This window comes from Streptomyces sodiiphilus (genome assembly GCF_039529215.1).
In the GTDB taxonomy this organism is placed as follows: domain Bacteria; phylum Actinomycetota; class Actinomycetes; order Streptomycetales; family Streptomycetaceae; genus Streptomyces; species Streptomyces sodiiphilus.
On record NZ_BAAAMJ010000009.1, the window covers coordinates 23,654 to 43,167 of the forward strand.

Here is a 19,514-nt window from a genome sequence, read left to right on the forward strand (position 1 = left end):
GCATGAACCGGACCCCGAGCGGCACCGTGGCCCCCGCGCCCGGCAGTGGCGCGGCACCGGCCGCGGTCCGCGGCCGGTGGCTGCGCGCGCCCGAGGCCACCCGGGCCAACGCCCTGCACTCCGGGGCCTGGTGGCTGTGGGCGCTGGGGCTGGCCACCGCGGCCTCCCGGACCACCAACCCCCTGCTGCTGGCCCTGATCGTCACGGTGGCCGGCTATGTGGTGGCCGCCCGGCGCACCGATGCCCCCTGGGCGAGGGCGTTCCGCTTCTTCCTGGTCCTGGGCGCGGTGGTGGTGGTCGTGCGGGTGGTGTTCGCGCTGCTCCTCGGCTCCCCGGTCGGGGGCACCACGGTGCTGTTCACCCTCCCGGAGGTGCCGCTGCCGGAGTGGGCCCAGGGTGTGCGCATCGGCGGCCGGGTGACCGCCGAGGGCCTGCTGTTCGCCGCCTACGACGGTCTGCGGCTGGCGACCCTGCTGATCTGCCTGGGGGCCGCGAACGCGCTGGCCAACCCGGCCCGGCTGCTGAAGTCCCTGCCCGGCGCGCTGTACGAGGCGGGCGTGGCGGTCGTCGTCGCCCTGACCTTCGCCCCGCAGCTGATCGCCGACCTGCTGCGGCTGCGGTCGGCCCGGCGGCTGCGCGGCCGTTCCGACAAGGGGATCCGCTCGGTGCTGGCGGTGGCCATGCCGGTGCTGGAGGGTGCGCTGGAGCGCTCGGTCGCCCTGGCCGCCGCGATGGATGCCCGCGGCTACGGCCGCACCGCCGCGGTGCCCCCGGCGGTGCGCCGCACCACCACGGCCCTGACCCTGGGGGGCCTGCTGGGCATCTGCGCCGGCACCTACGGGCTGCTGGCCGCCGAGGGCGCCGGGTTCGGCGCCCCGCTGATGGCCGGTGGCGTGCTGCTGGCCATGGGCGGGCTGTGGCTGGGCGGGCGGCGCAGTGTCCGCACCCGGTACCGGCCCGACCGCTTCGGCGCGCGCGCCTGGCTCGTCTCCGGCTCCGGGGCCGTGGCGGCCGCCTGGCTGATCCACGCCGGTGCCGCCGATCCGTCCGTCCTGCACCCGTCCGTCGTCCCGCTGTCCGCCCCCGGGTTCCCCCCGGCAGCCGTCGCCGCCGTGCTGACGGGTCTGCTCCCCGCCGTCGTCGCCCCCGTTCCCCGCCGTTCCGGAGACACCAGTCCATGATCACGTTCGACCAGGTCTCGGTCACCTATCCGGACGCGCCCGGGCCCGCCCTGCCGGGCGTCGACCTCACCGTCGCCGAAGGCGAGCTGTGCCTGCTGGTGGGCCCTTCCGGCTCGGGCAAGTCCACACTGCTGGGGGCCGTGTCGGGCCTGGTGCCGCACTTCACCGGCGGCACGCTGCACGGCCGGGTCACCGTCGACGGCCGGGACACCCGCACCCACCGGCCGCGCGAACTGGCCGATGCCGTCGGCACGGTGGGCCAGGACCCGCGGGCGCACTTCGTCACCGACACCGTCGAGGACGAACTGGCCTACGGAATGGAGTCGATGGGCCTGGACCCGGGCACCATGCGCCGCCGGGTCGAGGAGACTCTGGACCTGCTGGGCCTGGCCGAGCTGCGGGACCGCCCGCTGGCCACGCTCTCCGGCGGCCAGCAGCAGCGGGTGGCGATCGGCTCCGTGCTGACCCCGCACCCCCGGGTGCTGGTGCTGGACGAGCCGACCTCCGCCCTGGATCCGGGGGCCGCGGAGGAGGTACTGGCAGTGCTCCAGCGGCTGGTGCACGACCTGGGCACCACCGTGCTGATGGCCGAGCACCGGCTGGAGCGGGTCGTGCAGTACGCGGACCGGGTGCTGCTGCTGCCGGGCGGCGGGCGCCCCCCGGTGGCCGGCGACCCGGCGGAGGTCATGGCGCGCTCCCCCGTGCAGCCGCCGGTCGTGTCACTGGGCGAGGCGGCCGGCTGGTCACCGCTGCCTCTGTCGGTGCGCGACGCCCGGAGGCGTGCCGCCGGTCTGCGCACCACGCTGGCCGAGCGGTATCCACAGGGCCCTCCCGGGCGCCTCCCGGCACCGGCCCCCGCCGGCGGGGCGGCCGGCGGAGGGAAGGACCACCCGGCCGAGGTCCGGGATCTCGCGGTGCGCCGGGGGCGCACGGAGGTGCTGCACGGGCTCGGTCTCACCGTCCGCCGCGGCGAGACCGTGGCCCTGATGGGCCGCAACGGCGCCGGGAAGTCCACCTTGCTGCGGACCCTGATGGGGATGCACGAACCCGCCGCCGGGCGCGTCCGGCTGAGCGGGGTGACACCGCACCGCACGCCCCCCGGCGAGCTGCTGCGCCACGCGGGCATGGTACCGCAGGATCCGCGAGACCTGCTGTACGCGGCCACCGTCACCGCCGAGTGCGCCGCGGCGGACGCGGACGCCTCCGCCTCCCCGGGCACCTGCCGGGCGCTGGTGAGCAGGCTGTTGCCGGGCATCCCCGGGGAGGCGCATCCGCGCGATCTGTCGGAGGGCCAGCGGCTGGTCCTGGCGCTCGCGGTGGTGCTCACGGCGGACCCGCCACTGCTCCTGCTCGACGAGCCGACCCGCGGCCTGGACTACGCCGCCAAGAGCCGGCTGGTGGACATCCTGCGGGAACTGGCCGCCGACGGCCGCGCCACCGTACTGGCCACCCACGACGTGGAACTGGCCGCCGAGGTCGCGGACCGCGTGGTGATTCTCGCCGACGGCGAGGTGGTCGCCGACGGACCCACGGCCGACGTGGTGGTCTCCTCGCCCTCGTTCGCCCCTCAGGTGGCGAAGATCCTTGCGCCGCAGCGGTGGCTGACGGTCTCGCAGGTCAGGCGGGCGCTGGCCGCCCCGGTGGGCGCCCCGTGACCGGCGGCACGGCGGCCCGTCCCGCGCGGCCGGTGCGGCTGGGGCCCCGGTCGGCCGCGGTGCTGGCCCTGGTCTCGGTCATCGGGGTGGCCGCTTTCGGCTGGCCGCTGCTGGCCGCCCCCGAGTCCGGTCTGGCGCATTCCGGCGACGCGCCCTGGCTGTTCGCGCTGCTGCTGCCGCTGCTGCTGGCGGTGGCGGTGGCCACCGTCGCCGACACGGGTCTGGACGCCAAGGCCGTCGCGATGCTGGGCGTACTGGCCGCGGCGGGCGCCGCGCTGCGCCCGCTGGGCGCGGGTACCGCCGGCCTTCAGCCGATGTTCTTCCTGATGGTGCTCTCCGGCCGGGTGCTGGGCCCCGGCTTCGGCTTCGTCCTGGGCGCACTCACCATGTTCGCGTCGGCGCTGCTGACCGGCGGGGTGGGGCCGTGGATGCCGTTCCAGATGCTGTGCATGGGGTGGGTGACGATGGGTGCCGGGCTGCTGCCCGGTCAGCACACCCTGCGCGGCCGCGGCGAACTGCTGATGCTCGCCGGGTACGGGGTGGTCTCCTCCGTGCTGTACGGCCTGGTGATGAATCTGCAGGGCTGGCCGTACATCGCGGGGCTGAGCACCGGCATCTCGTTCGTGCCGGGGGACCCGCCGGCGGAGAATCTCGCCCGCTACGTGACTTATGTGCTGGCCACCTCACTGGGCTGGGACATTCCCAGGGCGGTTCTGACCGCCGGGCTGATCCTCGCCGTGGGCGGCAGTGTGCTGCGGGCACTGCGGCGGGCCACCCGCCGGGCGGCCTTCGACGCCCCGGCGCGCTTCACCGCGGGACCGCCCGGGAGCTGACCGCCGGAACGGCGCCTCACGGCTGCTGGGTGTGGGCTTCCAGCACCTGGCGGGTGTACGGCCCGTAGACGCCGCGGCGGTCGCCCTCCACGCCGTACCCCACCTGGAAGCGGACCACGGCCGCGCGGGTCCGGCCGTCGAACCGCCCGTGCGCCTCGCCGTCGTAGACCCAGCGCAACTGGCCCAGGCGGTACTGAAGTTCCGCCACTTCCGGTCCTTCGTCCCCCTCCATGAGCACCACGGGTTCCTCGTCCTCCACGGGGGGCGGATCGACGGTCGCGGAGGGCTCGCCGGTGTCCGGCGGGAGGTGCGGGGGCGGCGGTTCGGTCACCGGCGGCGGGTCCGTCCTCCGGGACGGTTCCGTGGTGTCCGCCGGGGGCTCGGACGTGTCCACCGGGGGGGCGGGTTCACGGTTGCCCGGCGCGTCCGGGTCCCGGCCGGTGTCCCGTGCCGGGGGGCCGGCGTGGTCCGTCGGCTGCGGGGCGGGGCGGGCGTCGTGGTGGTTCTCACGACCCGTGTCCGGTTCCGGGTCTCCGTCGGGGACGCCGAGGCTGGGACCGGGACGGGTTTCCTCCAGGGCCTCTTCGGAGCGCTGCTGGCCGCCGAACAGCGAGGCCGCCAGGGCCGTGCAGCCCACCACGGCGGCGACCGTACCGCCGGCCGCCAGGGCCGCCCGTCCGCGGTTCTTGGGCTTGCGGTGCGAGCGCGGGGTGCGCGGCGGTTCGGGCGGGGGCGGTTCGAGGGGGAAGAGAGCCACATCGGCGGGGTCGGGACCCTCGGAGACCGTGGCCACCGGTCTGGACAGCGAATGTGTCAGGCAGTCACACGCGGGCTCGCCGGTCGGCAGCATCGGTCGGCCGCACACCAGACACTCCAGCCCCTGGGTCACCACGCCTCCCCTCACCCGGTCGACTGGTCGGAATTATGCACCACTCGAACGAGTGACAACGGCCACTCGCCCCACAACGGCAGGTCCTTGCCGTGGCGGTGCGGAACGGGCCGGGCACCCGTCGCCGGCCGTCCGCATACCCGTCAGCCGCCTGTCCAGTCCTCCCGGCGCGAAGAGAGGAGAAGCGGAAAGGGAAAGGAGGAACGGGAAGGAGTGGCACGCCGGGCCCAGATTTTGTATCGTGGTCGAACAAAGTGGCCTCCGCCCGCTCCCCGACCCCGCGGGCGGAGCCACTGGCTTCCCACGTGCGGAAACACCTTCGCCGCCGGTCAGCCGCCCCCGGCCAACGGGGCGCGCAGCCCCTTCATCCGGCCGATCTCCACCGTCTGCTCCGCGATCATCTTGGTGGCCATCTCACCGGCCTCCACATCGGTGCTCTCCGCCAGCAGGTCCGCCGCCATGGCCACCGCACCCTCGTGATGAGCGATCATCAGATCAAGGAAGAGCAGGTCGAACTCCTTCCCGCGGGCCGCATGCAGTTCCGCCAGCTCTTCCCCGGCGGCCATTCCCGGCATGGCCGCCGCTCCGGAACCCTCCGCGTCGTGATGGCCGTGGTCGTGGTGACCGCCGTCCTCCTTCCCGGCGTCCTCACCGTGGCGGACCAGCCAGGCCTTCATGACCTCGATCTCCGGGCCCTGGGCCGCGGCGACGCGCTCCGAGAGCCGCCCCACCTTCGCGTCCTCGGCGTGCTCCGCGGCCAGATCGGTCATCACCAGGGCCTGTTCGTGATGGAGGATCATCATCCGCATGAAGGCGAAGTCCGCCTCGCCGGCTTCACCTTCCGCGCGGCTGCCGGCCTCCCGCGCCTCCTCGGGCGCCAGGGTGCGGGCCTCCTCGCCCGGCCTGCCCGGCGCGATGACCGGCGGTTCGCCCTCGGCGGCCGGTGCCGTCTCCCCCGCGCAGCCCACCGCCAGCAGTCCGACGAGCGTCACAGCGGCCAGTGCGGCGCGTCCTGGCCGGGATCGGCCGGCCGGGCGTTGCGTCATGCGGTCCTCCGGGGCGTGTCGCGATCGCGGACCGGCGGAGATGCCGGCCCCTTCATTGATATGTACATGCAGGGGTAGGGATGAAACGATCCGGCACCGGATCATCCATCCCTGACCGCACACGCGGATCCCCGAGGAGGACGCAGTGACAGCGGTGCCCACAAGGCGCACGGCACGCAGATGGCCGGCCGCGGCGACGGCCGTGTCCATCCTGCTCGCCACACTCTTCACCGGCGGCACGGCAGCAGCCACCCCCGACCCAGGGGACGAACCCCTCGCCCCGGAGAGCATCAGCCCCCGGGAGCAGGCCGAGGTCGAGTCGGCCATCGCCGGCGACGAGATACCCGGCGTGGACGAGATCGTGCACAGCGACAACATGACCCACCTGGCCAACGTCCCCAAGTCGGCGCTCCGGGGCACCAACTCGGATCTGGCCTTCCAGGGCCGTTACGCCTTCGCGGGCAACTACGACGGCTTCGTCGTCTACGACATCGCCAACCCGCGCAAGCCGAAGATCGTCAGCCAGGTGCTCTGCCCCGGCGCGCAGAACGACATCTCGGTCTCCGGGAACCTGCTCTTCCTGTCCGTGGACTCCTCGCGCAGCGACGACTCCTGCTCCAGCACCTCGCAGCCTGCGACGGAGAAGGACTCCTGGGAGGGCATCCGTGTCTTCGACATCTCGGACAAGAAGAACCCGCGCTACGTCGCCGCGGTGGAGACCGCCTGCGGGTCGCACACCCACACCCTGGTGCCCGACCGGCGCGACATCTACGTCTACGTCTCCTCCTACTCCCCCAACGCGGCCTTCCCGGACTGCCAGCCGCCGCACGACGGCATCTCCGTCGTCAAGGTGCCGCGTCACGCCCCTCACAAGGCGGCGGTCTCCAGCTTCGAGGTGCTCTTCCCCGACGGCGGCTTCCCCGGTGACTCCACCGGCGCCGCCACCACCGGCTGCCACGACATCACCGCGTACCCCGCGCTGAAGCTGGCCGCCGGCGCCTGCATGGGCGACGGCATCCTGATGGACATCTCCGTGCCCGCGAAACCGCGGGTCATCGACCAGGTGCAGGACGCCGAGCACTTCGCCTTCTGGCACTCGGCGACCTTCAGCCAGGACGGCAGCAAGGTCGTCTTCACCGACGAGCTCGGCGGAGGCGGCGGCGCCACCTGCAACGAGCGGACCGGACCGGAGTTCGGCGCCAACGGCATCTACCACATCACCGGCCACGGCGACGACCGGAAGCTGGAGTTCCAGAGCTACTACAAGATCCCGCGGCACCAGGCCGACACCGAGAACTGCGTGGCGCACAACGGGTCCCTGATACCCGTCCGCGGCCGCGACATCATGGTCCAGTCCTGGTACCAGGGCGGCGTCTCCGTGTGGGAGTTCACCGACTCCGCCAATCCGAGGGAGATCGGCTACTTCGACCGCGGGCCGCTGAGCACCGAGGCGCTGACCTTCGGCGGCACCTGGTCCGCGTACTGGTACAACGGCCACATCTACTCCAACGACCAGAAGGGCCTCGACGTCCTGCGCATCGACGACCGCAGGACCGACAGCGCACGCGGGGTACGTCTGCGCGAACTGAACGCGCAGACCCAGCCCACCTACCGCTGAGCCGGCCGGGGGCGCTGTCAGCCCCGTACGGCCTCGACGATGTTGATCGCGGCCATCACCAGCATCGCCGCCGCCGCGATCCTGGTGAGCAAGGTGAGCGGGACGACCCGCAGCAGCGCCCGCCCGCCCAGGATGCCCAGCGCGGCCACCAGCCACAGCGCCAGTACCGAGCCGACCGCCACCGAGAGCGGGTCCTCGTAGTGGGCCGTGAAGTTGGCCATCATGATCTGCGACATGTCGCCGAACTCGGCGATCAGAATGATCATGAAACTCGTGCCGGCCACCCTCCGGAAGGACTGTCCGGCCGGTGCCCGCTGCTCACCGGCGTCCTCCTGCGCCTCTTCCCGCCGGAACAGCAGCAGCGCCGCTCCGGTCAGGAACAGCGCCCCCACCACCACCTGCAGCAGCCGCCCGGGCAGCAGGGTGAGCAGACTGCCCGCGCCGACCGCGAGGCCGACGTGCAGGGCGAAGGCGGCGGCGGCACCGGCGAAGACGTGGGAGGGCCGGAAGCGGGTGCTCAGCACCAGCCCGGCCAGAGTCGTCTTGTCGGGCAGCTCGGCCACGACCACCAGACCGAACACCACGGCGGCGGCAGCGAAGTCGATCAGCACGGGAGGAGAATCCCCTCGGTAGGGCCGTGCCGGTCGATCCGCGGGAGCGCACACTTCGGCACGGCAGCGTCCAGGACACTGCGGCCGAAGGTCTCGCCGGCGGGCGGCGGGCCGTCCGCTCCGGGCGCCGGGCCCTGCCCGTGACGGGCGGGGCCAGTATGTCGACGGTCCGGCGAAGAGCTACTCCCCTTCAGACACCTCCACTCTACGCGACCGCACTCAGCGACCGTCTCCGGTGGCCTCCGACGCCCCGAACGGAACGGTCAGACAGGCCGCCCGGGGCCCGGCGTCGCCCGGCTCCCGGCCGTGGTGGCCGGCGGAGGTCGGCAGCTCGTGGAGCACCACCGAACGCGCCTGCCCCGCGCGGAACGTCCAGTCCTGCTTCGCCACGGCGCGGCCGTCGCCCGAGGCGTCGGCCGTGAAGTCCAGCCACACCTCGTTCCACGGGTTCGCCGCCCGCGGGTGGCCGCTCTCCCGGTGCTGGTAGTGCGGTCCGGCCTGCGCCGGATCCGGGCCGCACGGGCGGGTGTGCACATGGGTGCCGAAGGTGTGCCCCGGCCGCACGCCCCGGACCGTCAGCCCGACCACCGTCCTCCCCTCCCGCACCCGCTCGGTCACCAGGACCCGCGCGCCGGAAGGCACCAGATCCGTGTCGTAGGTCAGCGCCCGCCCGCCGGCAGAGAGACCGGGCGGCGCGAAAACCCCCCACTGCCGCTGCCAGGAGTCGTGCGCGCTCCCCGCCTGCACTGCCCCTGACTGTGCCCCCTCCTGCGCCGCCCCCGGCGGCACCGCGGCCGCGAGGACCGCCACCAGCACCGCCGCGGTCGTGGCCACTGCCTTCATTCCTGCGCTCCGTTCCCTCGAATGGCCGATCGCGGGGAAACCCGCCCGGCCCTCCCGCACCCTTGCGTGCCGCACACCCGCGGCAGCGCCCTCCCCGCCGGGGACGGCGGCCACCACCTTGCCGCCGCCGCCGGGGAACAGGACTTCCGCACACACCTGAATGCTCCGCGCGGGCGATCCGGGCGTAGGCTGTACGGCGGAACGGGAACGCCGAAGAACCGGAATGCGGTCCCTTCTCGACCGGGACCACAGGACCACCACCGGGAATCGGGGAACACTGTGCTGGAAGCCTTGGGGACTCTTCTCTACGCCCCCTGGATCTATCTGGTGGTCGTGCTGTTCGTGCTGTCCGACGTGTTCGTGCCGGTACTGCCCAGCGGAGCCGTGCTGGTCGCGTCGGCCACCGTCGCCGCCGGCACCGCCGCCGACGTGGCCGGTTTCCCCGGCCCCTACGCCGGTGCGCGCCTTCCCGAGCTCTTCCTCCTGCTGCTGTGCGCCGCCACGGCCTCCATCGTCGGGGACCTCGCCGCCTACCGGCTGGCCCGCCGGGGCGGACGCCGGTTCGGCAGCACGATCGCCCGGTCCCGGCGGCTGTCCGCCGCCCACCAGCACCTCGGTACCGCCCTCGCCCGGGGCGGCGGATTCCTGGTCGTCCTGGCCCGCTTCGCGCCCGCCGGGCGGGCCGTGGTGAGCCTGGGCTCGGGCGCCACCCACCGCCGCGCCAAGGACTTCCTGCCCTGGTCGGCACTGGCCGCCGTGACCTGGGCCGGATACAGCGTCGGCGTGGGATACCTCGGCGGCCAGCTGTTCGGCGCGGGCTGGATCAGCACCGGGCTCTCCGTCCTCGCCCTGGCGCTCTCCGGCGTCGTGGCCGGCCGGCTGCTGCGGCGCCCCCGCTCCGCCGTCTGAGCGGTCTCCGGCCCCTCCCCCTCGGTCGCGTTCCGGGACCTTCACGAAAACTCGACAGTAACGATCGCTCACTCAGGGTAGCTTCTCCGTGACGCTGTCCCCGTGAGCGAGGAGACGCCGATGCCCCGGATGCCCGGCGCCGAGTGGCGGCCTCTGCCGGTCAACCACACCAAGGGCGGGAACCGGCCCCGCGTCCAGATCACCCACATCATCGTCGGCACCCTGATGGGAGCCGACTCCTGGTTCCGCAACCCCGACGCCCGGGTCAGCTCACACTTCGGCGTCGGCCGGGACGGACGCGTCCTGCAGTGGGTCGACACCGCCGACACCGCCTGGGCCAATCGCTCGGCGAACTCCTACTCGGTCTCGGTGGAGAACGAGGGCACCACCGGTGACGCGCTCACCGCCGCCCAGCTGCAGGCGAACGCCAGAATCCTGGAGTGGGCGGGCCGCACCCACTCCATCGCGCTGCGGGTCAACGACTCGGTCTCCGGATCCGGCCTGTCCTACCACAGCATGGACCCGTCCTGGGGAGTGACCGCCTGCCCCGGAAGCCGCATCATCGCCCAGCGCGCCGAGATCGTGCGCCGCGCCCAAGCCCTGCGCGGCGGCAGCCCCACGCCCCCGGAGGACGACATGCCCCGACGCACCCTGTACGGCACCACCGACTACGAACGCCGCGTCCCGCCCGGCCAGTGGACCTCGCTGAACTTCAACCGCCGCCACGACGGCAGCAGGTGGACCGAGAAGGAGGCCGAACCCTCGTTCGTCTTCGGCCCCTGCTACTACTCCGCCTCGGTCGCCGTCCGTGTGAAAGGGCTCCAGCGCGGCCAGGAGTTCCAGATCCGCGTCGCCCACTTCCGGCAGCTGGCCGACGGCGGATACGAGAACGTGGGCGGAATGCCGATCCACTCCCCCGTCCACGACGGGGGCAGCGGCCACTTCGTCTACACCTGGAACGGCTTCATCTCCGCGTCCCGCAAGGGACGGGTGCGCGCCCAGGTGATGCACCACGGCAAGGACCCGGTCACCGTCGACTACGCCCGCGCCGAATCCCTCTACTGGCCCGCCTGACCCCGCCCCGAGGCCGCAGGCCCGCTTCTGTGACGGACCGGGCCTGGTGGAATCACCGTTGCGAAGGCCAGTACGGTACGGAAAAGCGCGCACGGTCCGCCTCAGCGAAGACCACGGGCCGGTGCACAGGCCCGGACGGGCTCGCAGGGCGCCTCGCGGCGGCCGGCCGGCGGTGGTGGACCGCGTCGGGCATCGGTGGGTGCAGACGGGTTCGAACCGCCGACATCCGCCTTGTAAGGGCGGCGCTCTACCGCTGAGCTATGCACCCGGGGAACGAGCAGACAGCTTACATGCCCGGCTCGTCCCGGCGGTCCGGCGAACGATTCACCGCTCCGTGCTGAGCGGAGGTCCCGGATGGAAGAATGACTCCGGGAGTTCACCGGGCACCGCAGGCGGGAGAGGGACCACGTGACAGGGACGCGTACCGCGAAGGATCTCGCCACTGTGATGGTGCTGCCGCTGCTGGCCGCCGTCACGGTGCTGCCCGGCGCGTTCACCGGGGGCGGCACCCGGCGCTGGGGGCGCGGCCGGGTGGAGGATCTGCGGGCCGAGGCCCAGGAGGCGAAGGACTCCGCCGCCGCCGCGTTCTACGAGCTCGACACCGCCCAGCGCGATCTGCGGATCTCCATCGAGACGATCACCGCTGCCGACGACTCCCCGGCGGCGGCCAAGGCCGGGGTGGACTTCGCCGCCTTCGGCGAGCGCATCGACCAGGTCAGCCGGTCCTACATCGGGGTGATGGACGCCCACGATCTGGACAGCGGCTCGCTGGACGCCACCGCCGCCTCGCGGGCCCGCCACGACCTCACCCGGATACGGGAGGAGCTGGAGCGCACCCGGGTCGACCTGGAGCGCTTCGGGCACAGCCTGGGCTCCCTGCTGGAACGGGCCGAGACCCAGCTCGCGCAGGTGGCGCCCGCAGTGGAGCGGGCCAGGCAGAGCCTGCTGGCCGCCACCCGGGCGCTGGACGCGGCCCGCGCGGCCCGGCTGCGGGCCGACGGTCTCGCGGCCTCCCTCGCCGCCCTCGCACCCGACCTCAAGCGGCTCAACGAGGGAGCCGCCCGGCACGGGGTGAAGGCGACCGTGCAGCGGGCGGAGGAGGTGCGGCGCCGGGCGGAGGCCCTGCGCGCCGAGGCCGAGCAGCTGCCGAAGAGGGCCGCCGAGATCGACCGCCGGCTGTCCTCGCTGCGCACCCGGGCGGAGGCGATCACCACCCGCGCCGGTCAGGTGGAACCGGTCCTCAGCGAGCTGCGGCGGCGGTTCAGCGCGGCCTGCTGGCAGGACCTCCAGCGGGTTCCGGAGCAGGCCGCGCAGTCGGTCCGGCAGGCCCAGGAGACCCTGCGGGAGGCGCAGCGGGCGCGGGACGAGCAGCGCTGGAGCGACGCCACGGCCAAGCTGTCCACGGTCCACTCGCTGCTGGGCCGCACGGACGAGGCGGTCTCGGCGGCCGGGGAGCGGCTGCGGCGGCTGAACGAGGTGTCGTTCGACCCGCGCAAGGAGATCGAACGCACCCGGTTCGCCGTCCGGGACGCGCAGCGGCTGGCGATGAGCGGCCGGGCGGTACCCGAGCCGCGGCACGCGCAGCCGCTGGACGCGGCGGTGGAACGCCTGGACCAGGCGGTGTCCGCCCTGGAAGGGGGCGGGCGCAATCCGGACTACTGGCGGTTCCTGACCGAGACCGAGGCGGTGCGCGGCATGGTCGCGGCGGTGGTGGAGAACATCCGCAGCGGGCGGTGAGGTCCGCTGCGGGGCCCGCTACCCTGCTGCCATGCCTCGTTATGAGTACCGGTGCCGCAGCTGCGGCAGCCAGTTCGAGCTGAACCGTCCGATGGCCGAGTCCGGTGCCCCGGCGAGCTGTCCGGCGGGGCACGACGACACCGTGAAGCTGCTGTCCACCGTGGCGGTGGGCGGGGCCGCCACCGCACCCCGCGCCGCCGGCGGGGGTGGGGGCGGGGGCTGCTGCGGGGGCGGCTGCTGCGGCTGAGCCGGGCCCCTAGGCATGCCCGGCGTCCGGATGTGTGACGTGCCCGGTGCCGGGTACCCGCGGATATTCACCATTCGCGGAGCGAGACACTGAGGAGGTCGCTGATGACAACCTCGTACTCCCGGTACTCCCGGAAGGAACCCCGGGTCCCCGACGCCGGGCCGCGCGGCCTGTTGCGGCAGGCCAAGCTCGACGAGCATCTTCCCGCGGACCACCGGCTGAGTCTCGTCTACCGGATCGGTGCCGGGCTGATGGGAATCTTCCTGGTGGTCTTCGGCGTGCTCGGGCTGACCGCGCAGATCGCGTTCTGGACGACCGAGGAGAACACCGTCTTCGGTCTGAACACCAATGGCGCGCTCAGTTTCCTGTCCATCGTGGTGGGCCTGGCCCTGTTCGCCGGCATGATCAGGGGCGGGAACTTCGCGTCCACCCTGAACATCGCACTGGGGGTGGGCTTCGTGCTGAGCGGCTTCGTGCACCTGGCGGTGCTGGAGACCGGCTGGAACATCCTGAACTTCCGCATCTCCAACGTGATCTTCAGCTTCGCGGTCGGTGTCGCGCTGCTCACGTTCGGGATGTACGGCAGGGTGAGCGGCCGGCTGCCGCACGACAACCCGTACTGGCAGGCGCGCCACCCGGGGCAGGCCGAGCAGGAGCAGCGGCTGCGCCACGAGGCCAGGGAACGGCAGCGGGAACTCATGGACGCGCGGCACGGGCGGCGAGAGCGCGGAGTATCTCCTCCCCGCAACTGACGCCCCGGGCGGTGAGCGCCGTGACGTGCGGCGCGCTCCAGCCGGTGTCGGCGAGTTCGCCGTGGCCCGGGCGCCAGGCGTGGTCGGCGGCGAGCAGCAGGTCGGTGTCGAGGAGGGAGTCGCCCGCGGCGAGGATCTCGGCGGCGCCGGTCCTGCGGGCGATCTCCGCCACGGCGGAGCTCTTGGTGAGCGGCCGGGGCACCGCGTACAGCTTGCGTCCCTGGAGGGAGACGGTCCAGCCGCGCGGCTCCGCCCAGTCCGCCAGTTCGCCGGCCCACGCGGCGGGGAACCGCGCGCGGTCCACCACCAGGTAGGCGAAGAGGTCTTCCGCCGTGCGTTCCTTGAGCAGCCACCCGGCGTCCGCGGTGGACCGCATCCGCTCGCGTACCTCGGCGAGCGGCGCGCAGTCCGCGGCCAGCGCCCGGCGCACCGCCGCGTGCCAGCCGGGGTCGCTCTCGCCGTCCACCAGCAGATGTCCCCCGTTGGCGCACACGGCGTAGCGCGGCGGCGGCCCGGGAAGCCGGACCCGCCGGTACTGCTCCCGGGTGCGGGTGGTGGCCGGAACGAAGACGGCCCGCCCGGCCAGCTCCGTGAGCAGCGCGGCGGCGGTCTCGGTGAGGTAGGACAGCGGCTTGGCGTCGTAGACCTCCACGCAGAGCAGCCGCGGCGCGTCGGCGTCGGGTACGCCGAGGGCCAGGGCGGCGGCCGAGTAGATGAGTGTGCGGTCCAGGTCGCAGGCCGCCAGGACCGGTCCGCGCGAGTCGGCGCCCGTGGCCGCCGAGGGACGGGCCGGCGCTGTCCTCGGGGCGGTCATCGCACGGCCTTTCCGTCCGCGCCGGTGGCGGCACGGGTGTAGTGGGGGTGGATCAGGCCGACGCAGTTGTAGGGCAGCGTGTCGGTCTCCTCGACGGGGACTCCGCGCTGCTCGGCCAGCAGCCGCACATGGTCCAGTTCGGCGCCGGCGCCCGGGCGGGCGAGCACCCGCCAGGGCACCCGGCGCAGCAGCACCCGGGTGGTCTCCCCGACCCCGGGCTTGACGAGGTTGGCGTCGCCGATGCCGTAGGCGTCACTGATCTCCCGCACGGCCCGCAGCCCCTCCCAGGTGGGCTCGCGGCCGGCCGGGGCGTCCGGCGGCCGGGGGGTGACCTCCGGGAAGTGGGCCGTGACGGCGTCCAGGAAGTGCCCGGACAGGTCGGCGGAGGCGAGCTCGCGGTAGAACTTGGCGCCGTGGAAGTCGTCCGGGCCGACCAGGTCGGCGCGCAGCACGGTGCGGGAGATCAGCCCGGAGACAGTGGAGTTGAGGCACGCCGAGGGGATCAGGAAGTCCTCGCGGGTTCCGTAGGTGGTCACGCACCCGCCCGGGTCGGCCAGGACGGCCAGGGCCGGGTCGAAGCCGGGGAACGGCTCCAGGGCCGCGGCCAGTTCCCGGGTGATGGCGCCCTTGCCGGTCCAGCCGTCGACGAAGACGACGTCGCCCGGCTCGTGGTGGGCGGCCAGCCAGCGCAGGGCGGTGGTGTCGATGCCCCGGCCGCGCACGATGGACACCGCGTAGTGCGGGAGCTCCAGCCCGTGGGCGTGCCGGGCCCAGCGGCGCATGAGGATGCCGACGGGGGTGCCCGCGCGGGCCAGGGAGGCCAGCACCGGGCGGGGGCCGCGCTCGGCCAGGACGGTCTCGGTCACCGTGGCGACGGCTTCCGCGATGCGGCGGGCGGAGGTCTCCAGCGCCTGGTGGAAGAGCCGCTGGTAGGCGGCGCTGGGCTGGTACTCCACGGGCAGCGACTCGGCGTAGTGCGCGCCGCCGCTCTGGATGGCCTCCTCGCGCTCCTCGGTCGGGGCCTCCAGCGTGACGCCGGACAGGTCCTGGAGCAGCCAGCCTGCCTCCGGCGCGGCGTAGGAGGAGAACCCTGGTCCGCGCAGCGGTGCGGGCAGGCCGGGGGACGCCGAGGGGACAGTGGCCAGGAGCAGGCGCGGGGTGTGGGCGGCCAGCCGGGCCAGCAGCCCGTCGGGGGCGTGCAGCGCCGGGGTGTCCCCGGCGGTGTCGGTGATCACGGCGATGGCGTCCCAGCCGCCGCCGGCCACGTTGTAGGCGTAGCGGGGCCCCGGTCCGTCCGGCGGTGCGTCGTGGGCGGGGAAGGCCAGCCGGGTACGGATCGCGTAGCCGGGGTCGTCCACCGGGAGTACGGGCGAGCGGGTGGAGGAGGAGAAACGCACCCGGGCGGTGTCCCCGAGCAGGTCCTCCAGGGCGGCGGCCAGTCGCAGCGGCACGTACATGAGTTCTTCGGTGCCCAGCACCAGAACCCGGCGCGCCCCCTCGGGCAGGGCGGCGGCGAGGCGTCCGGCCATGGCGGGCAGGGCGCGCTCCAGCCGCCTGCGGTGGGCAGGGGTGAAGCCGTGCCGGCCTCCGTCGGGCAGGGCGTCCGGCCAGCCGAGACGGACACGGTGGGCGCAGGCCGGGTCGCCGGCCGGGCCCGGGGCGGGCTCGGGATGGCCGGAGACCAAGGCCGTTCCACGGGCCAGAACGCCGGGAGGCAGCGTGACCCTGCCCGTCGCCAGGGCCACCACCTCCACCGAGGCACCGAGTTCGGCGGCGGCCTTGTCCAGTTCTCCGGCGTCCTGCGGGGTGCGCAGGTCGCTGAGTGCGGCGACGACGTAGCGCCGGCGCGGCCGGTGGCGGTGCAGGGTCTCGATGGTGTTGCGCACGGTGCGGCCGGTGGAGAGCTCGTCGTCGACGAGGACCAGCGGGCCGTCCCCGGCCAGCAGTTCCGGGTCCGCGGGCAGCAGCAGGTGGGAGGTGGCGTGGCTGTGCTCCTCCTCGAACCCGCCGGCCGGCGCGACTCCGGGGGCCGGCCGCCGCGTGGAGTGCAGGCAGGGCACGTCGCCGATGCCGTCTGCCACGCAGTGCCCCAGAGCGGTGGCGGTCTCGGCGTAACCCAGCACCACGGCCCGTCCGGCATCGGCGCCCAGCACCTCGCGGACGCGTGCGCCCAGGCCGGTACCGGTCGAGAGCACCAGCCGCGGACTCTGCGGTATGTGCTTGCCCAGCACGCGGGAGACCAGCAGATGGGCCCGCCGGGGGTTGCGCCGCAGGGCCAGCCCGAGCGTCTCACGCAGGCGCGTGCCGCGCAGTTCCACGCCGAGCCGCCGCTCGACCCACGCGCCGGACCAGGTGGCCTCCTCCCCCGCTGCCACCGGTACCGCGCCCGTCGTCCCGTCACCGGTCATCGCCCGGTCCGTCCCCTCTGCCTCGCGCCGTGCCGCGCTGTCCGTGCCATCCGTGCTGCCGTCGTGCGCCGTGCCGTTGCCGTTCACCCCGCGCCCGCCGCCAGCAGGTCCACGAAGTCGACCCCGGCCCGGGCCACACCGAACACCTCGGCACGCCGCATGGTCCGTTCGGCCCAGGCCCGGTGCGGCTTCACCTCGTTCATCTTGTTGGTGTAGGCCGAGCGCAGCACCCCGCCACCGGCCGGGCCGCTCCGCAGGATGTCGGCGGCGTCGCTGAACTCCTCGTGGGTGACGACGGACAGCGCGTGCACGGGAGCCACGTGGGAGGGGTGGATGCAGGTCTTTCCCTGCAGGCCATTGGCCCTGTCCAGTTCGATCTCCTGGAGCAGCCCGTCCATGTCCCGTTCGATCAGGTCGGCTCGCAGCTCCTCGGCGCGCCCGCGGAAGAGGCTGTGGCGCAGTTGCGGGCGGAACATCCGCTCCTGGGAGCGGAAGTACTCCCACACAGGTCCGCTGACGGTGTATCCGGTGCCGTCCGCGCGGCCGAAGACGTTGACGACGTCGGCGATGGCCGAGGCGACCAGCCGCACGTCGTAGGCGGTCATGACCGGGGTCCGCCGCAGGCCGTAGGCCGCGCAGAAGTCGGTGACCCCCAGTCGCAGGGCGGGTATCCGGTCCCGGTACTTGTCGGCCAGCCGTGCCGCGGCGGCCAGTTCGGCGGCGCGGGTCTCCAGGTGCAGCAGTTCCGGCGACTCCAGGATCGGCATGGCGAGCAGCCGCCGGCCGCACATGACCTCCGCCGCGGTGAGCGCCTCCAGGTAGCCCGGTCCGCTGGCGGCGGTGAACTTGGGCAGGGCGAAGCCGGCCAGCAGGCGGCAGGCGCTGCCGAGCCGTTCGGTGAGGCCGGTGATCTGCGCGGGTGTGCGGACCCGGATGAAGAGCAGCGGCACGTCCCCGGACGGGACCTCGCGTTCCAGCCGCAGGAACTGCCGGATCACGTTCTCCTCGGCGCCGGGCACCTCCGCGTCGCTGATGGAGTCCTCCAGGCACAGCACCATCGACACCACGCCGCGTCCTGCCTGCTTGCGGATGTCGGCCGCCAGGCGGGGGCGGGAGGCGGGGCAGTAGAGGGTCGCGCCCAGCGCGAGGCCCAGAGTCTGCACCGGGGAGTCGAGAGAGAACTCCGCGGGTTCGCGGTGGAACAGCCTGCCGCGTTCCGCGGCTGTCAGGTGCCCGTAGTGCCGCATGGTCTCTCCCCGTGTCTCTCGCGGACCCTCCGGAGGCGTCGGATCCAGCGGCAATCGTACGTTCGAGATTGTTTCGGGAGTGCGACGGCAGGCAGGATGCCCGCATGACGCGCGTGTTGACGACGGGGGGCACCGTCCGGCTCCCGGTGACGCGGCTGCTGGCCGTGCTCCGCTGGACGCACGAGGAGAGTTCCCCGCCGGCTCTCTCGGCCCTGTTCCCGGGACCCGGCCGGCGGATACGGCCCGAGGACACCATCGTCTTCCGCGGCAGGCCCCGGCACCCCGCCGGGCTGGTGCGGTGGCTCCCGGCCGCGCCGGGGGAGAAACCCGCCTCGCACGGGCCTTCGCAGGCGCTCCAGATCTCGCTGGCCCGGCTGGACGCGGCGGACGGACCTGTCGTGCTGGCGGCGTCTGCGCCCGCGGGGGTGCTCGCCCGGGCGGGGACGCCCCGGCTGGTCCTGCACGACGCGGACGGCCAGGACGCGCTGGCCGTCTTCCCGTTCGCCCCGGAGTCCACCGGTGACACGGCAGTGGTGTGCGGGGAGCTGAACCGGTCGGACTCGGGCTGGGAGTTCCGCGCCTCGGGCCGCGCGTTCGACGGCGGACCCGAGGGGGACCCGGGGGCGTTCCGCGGGCCGCTGCCCGCCCCGGCCCGGCCCGGCGCCGGTTCCCTGCCGCGCCCGGCCGCGGCAGGCCGCGCGGGCGCGGCGGATCCACGGCGGGCGGAGTACGGCCGCCCGCCGGCCGGGGATCCGGATCACTTCGTTCTTCCCCCGCAGGGCCCGCAGTTCCTGCCGTCGGCGGAGGGAGCGCCGCCCCGCTGACCGGGGCGGCACGCGCTCAGGCGCGGACGGGGCCGTCCTTGAAGCCGCGGCCCCAGGCCATGCCCCAGCCGTAGAGCCGGTCGATCTCGGACTGGAATCCGTAGACGTAGCGCACCTCGCGCCGGGCGATCAGCTCCCCGCGCTCGTGCTCGATCATCGCCACCGCGCACGAACGGGCCTGGGGCACCGGGTCGGTGAGCCCGATCTCGATGTGCGTGTTGTCACCTGTCACCAGCGTGACCACGACGTCGGCGCGGGCGAAGGCCGGTGTGCCGTCGTAGATGTAGACGAACACCAGCAGCCGCTTGAACTCGTCGGACTTGTCGAGGTTGACGTAGATCGTCTCGCCGCTGCCGGTGCCGAACCGGTCGTCGCCGCTCAGCTTGAGGTAGGGCGGTGAGCCGAAGTCGCCGTGCAGCCCGCCCAGCGGCTGGACGACCCCCTTGGTGCCGTCCTTCAGCTCGTACAGGCAGGCCAGGTCGAAGTCCACATTCACCAGACCCTGGGTGTGCCCGACCACCTCGGCGGGCTTCAGCAGCTGTAAAGGGTGCCGCCAGGCGTTCAGCTTGCGGTGGCCGCTGCGGTCCAGGTCGGTGGTGCGCATCCGCCAGGACAGTCCGATCCGCAGTGTTCCGGAGGTGCCGCCCTCCTTGGTCAGCGAGACCTGGGGGGTGCGTTTGGTCAGTTCGAGGGCGTAGCTGGACGCGCCGCCGACGGTGTCGAACTTCTGCTTGGGCGTCTTTGCGCGGCGCGCGTAATCCCACAGGGAGACCAAGGTCCTCCCACCCCTCTTGCCGTTGTGGCCGGACGGACCGGCGCCGGGTGA

General features: G+C 73.7%; 18 protein-coding genes and 1 tRNA gene. 10 read left to right on the forward strand and 9 right to left on the reverse strand.

Annotated features, from left to right (window positions below; genetic code table 11):
* The first annotated feature begins 2 nt into the window (after positions 1–2).
* Genes ABD299_RS04690 through ABD299_RS04700 form a run of 3 tightly spaced genes read left to right on the forward strand, consistent with a single transcriptional unit; the run spans position 3 to position 3,669 of the window.
* Positions 3–1,181, forward strand: a complete 1,179-nt coding sequence (locus tag ABD299_RS04690) for an energy-coupling factor transporter transmembrane component T (protein WP_344259070.1) — start codon at positions 3–5, stop codon at positions 1,179–1,181.
* Entirely contained in the window at positions 1,178–2,836 is a 1,659-nt protein-coding gene (locus ABD299_RS04695; protein ID WP_344259072.1) for an ABC transporter ATP-binding protein, read from the forward strand. The genes ABD299_RS04690 and ABD299_RS04695 overlap by 4 nt, the downstream gene beginning before the upstream one ends.
* A complete protein-coding gene (locus ABD299_RS04700; RefSeq protein ID WP_344259074.1) occupies positions 2,833–3,669 on the forward strand; it encodes an ECF transporter S component in 837 nt (278 codons plus the stop codon). Before ABD299_RS04695 ends, ABD299_RS04700 begins: the two co-directional genes overlap by 4 nt.
* A 16-nt stretch (positions 3,670–3,685) precedes the next feature.
* On the opposite strand, the gene ABD299_RS04705 is transcribed toward ABD299_RS04700, so the two are convergent.
* Positions 3,686–4,558: a peptidoglycan-binding domain-containing protein gene (locus ABD299_RS04705; protein ID WP_344259076.1), complete on the reverse strand. Its 873-nt coding sequence runs from the start codon at positions 4,556–4,558 to the stop codon at positions 3,686–3,688.
* A 329-nt stretch (positions 4,559–4,887) separates the two neighbouring features.
* Positions 4,888–5,550, reverse strand: coding sequence for a DUF305 domain-containing protein (locus ABD299_RS04710; RefSeq protein WP_344259078.1), 663 nt, complete (start codon positions 5,548–5,550; stop codon positions 4,888–4,890).
* Positions 5,551–5,758: 208 nt separating this feature from the next.
* On the opposite strand from ABD299_RS04710, the gene ABD299_RS04715 reads away from it, so the two are divergent.
* A complete protein-coding gene (locus ABD299_RS04715) occupies positions 5,759–7,222 on the forward strand; it encodes an LVIVD repeat-containing protein (RefSeq protein WP_344259288.1) in 1,464 nt (487 codons plus the stop codon).
* A gap of 17 nt (positions 7,223–7,239) precedes the next feature.
* On the opposite strand, the gene ABD299_RS04720 is transcribed toward ABD299_RS04715, so the two are convergent.
* Positions 7,240–7,830 (reverse strand): TMEM165/GDT1 family protein, encoded by a 591-nt coding sequence (locus ABD299_RS04720; protein WP_344259290.1) that lies wholly within the window; start codon positions 7,828–7,830, stop codon positions 7,240–7,242.
* Between the two features lie 222 nt (positions 7,831–8,052).
* The gene (locus tag ABD299_RS04725; protein WP_344259080.1) at positions 8,053–8,676 is read right to left on the reverse strand and encodes a superoxide dismutase family protein; all 624 of its coding nucleotides are present in this window, start codon (positions 8,674–8,676) and stop codon (positions 8,053–8,055) included.
* A 291-nt stretch (positions 8,677–8,967) separates the two neighbouring features.
* On the opposite strand from ABD299_RS04725, the gene ABD299_RS04730 reads away from it, so the two are divergent.
* Together ABD299_RS04730 and ABD299_RS04735 are read left to right on the forward strand one after the other, a co-directional pair.
* Positions 8,968–9,585 (forward strand): DedA family protein, encoded by a 618-nt coding sequence (locus ABD299_RS04730; protein WP_344259082.1) that lies wholly within the window; start codon positions 8,968–8,970, stop codon positions 9,583–9,585.
* A gap of 102 nt (positions 9,586–9,687) precedes the next feature.
* Entirely contained in the window at positions 9,688–10,659 is a 972-nt protein-coding gene (locus ABD299_RS04735; RefSeq protein ID WP_344259084.1) for an N-acetylmuramoyl-L-alanine amidase, read from the forward strand.
* A 196-nt stretch (positions 10,660–10,855) separates the two neighbouring features.
* Here the strand turns inward: ABD299_RS04735 and ABD299_RS04740 are convergent.
* Positions 10,856–10,927 (reverse strand) — tRNA-Val (locus tag ABD299_RS04740).
* A 179-nt stretch (positions 10,928–11,106) separates the two neighbouring features.
* On the opposite strand from ABD299_RS04740, the gene ABD299_RS04745 reads away from it, so the two are divergent.
* The 3 genes from ABD299_RS04745 (at position 11,107) to ABD299_RS04755 (ending at position 13,395) form a co-directional block, all read left to right on the forward strand.
* Positions 11,107–12,396: a hypothetical protein gene (locus ABD299_RS04745; RefSeq protein ID WP_344259292.1), complete on the forward strand. Its 1,290-nt coding sequence runs from the start codon at positions 11,107–11,109 to the stop codon at positions 12,394–12,396.
* Positions 12,397–12,427: 31 nt separating this feature from the next.
* Positions 12,428–12,643 carry an FmdB family zinc ribbon protein gene (locus tag ABD299_RS04750; RefSeq protein ID WP_344259086.1) on the forward strand — a complete coding sequence of 72 codons (216 nt, stop codon included), beginning with the start codon at positions 12,428–12,430 and terminating at the stop codon, positions 12,641–12,643.
* A gap of 104 nt (positions 12,644–12,747) precedes the next feature.
* Positions 12,748–13,395, forward strand: coding sequence for a DUF4383 domain-containing protein (locus ABD299_RS04755; protein WP_344259088.1), 648 nt, complete (start codon positions 12,748–12,750; stop codon positions 13,393–13,395).
* Here ABD299_RS04755 and ABD299_RS04760 read toward each other — a convergent pair.
* The 3 genes from ABD299_RS04760 to ABD299_RS04770 all read right to left on the reverse strand — a co-directional run bounded on the left by ABD299_RS04760 (position 13,340) and on the right by ABD299_RS04770 (position 17,864).
* Positions 13,340–14,209, reverse strand: coding sequence for an HAD family hydrolase (locus ABD299_RS04760; RefSeq protein ID WP_344259090.1), 870 nt, complete (start codon positions 14,207–14,209; stop codon positions 13,340–13,342). The two genes, ABD299_RS04755 and ABD299_RS04760, sit on opposite strands and share 56 nt — an antisense overlap.
* A complete protein-coding gene (locus ABD299_RS04765) occupies positions 14,206–16,617 on the reverse strand; it encodes a phosphoribosyltransferase (protein ID WP_344259092.1) in 2,412 nt (803 codons plus the stop codon). Before ABD299_RS04765 ends, ABD299_RS04760 begins: the two co-directional genes overlap by 4 nt.
* Positions 16,618–16,700: 83 nt before the next feature.
* Entirely contained in the window at positions 16,701–17,864 is a 1,164-nt protein-coding gene (locus ABD299_RS04770) for an HpcH/HpaI aldolase/citrate lyase family protein (protein ID WP_344259094.1), read from the reverse strand.
* 104 nt (positions 17,865–17,968) lie between these two features.
* Here ABD299_RS04770 and ABD299_RS04775 point away from each other — a divergent pair, with 104 nt between their 5' ends.
* Positions 17,969–18,688 (forward strand): TerD family protein, encoded by a 720-nt coding sequence (locus ABD299_RS04775; RefSeq protein ID WP_344259096.1) that lies wholly within the window; start codon positions 17,969–17,971, stop codon positions 18,686–18,688.
* A gap of 16 nt (positions 18,689–18,704) precedes the next feature.
* Here the strand turns inward: ABD299_RS04775 and ABD299_RS04780 are convergent, their stop codons facing one another.
* The gene (locus ABD299_RS04780; RefSeq protein ID WP_344259097.1) at positions 18,705–19,463 is read right to left on the reverse strand and encodes a Tellurium resistance; all 759 of its coding nucleotides are present in this window, start codon (positions 19,461–19,463) and stop codon (positions 18,705–18,707) included.
* Positions 19,464–19,514: the final 51 nt, after the last annotated feature.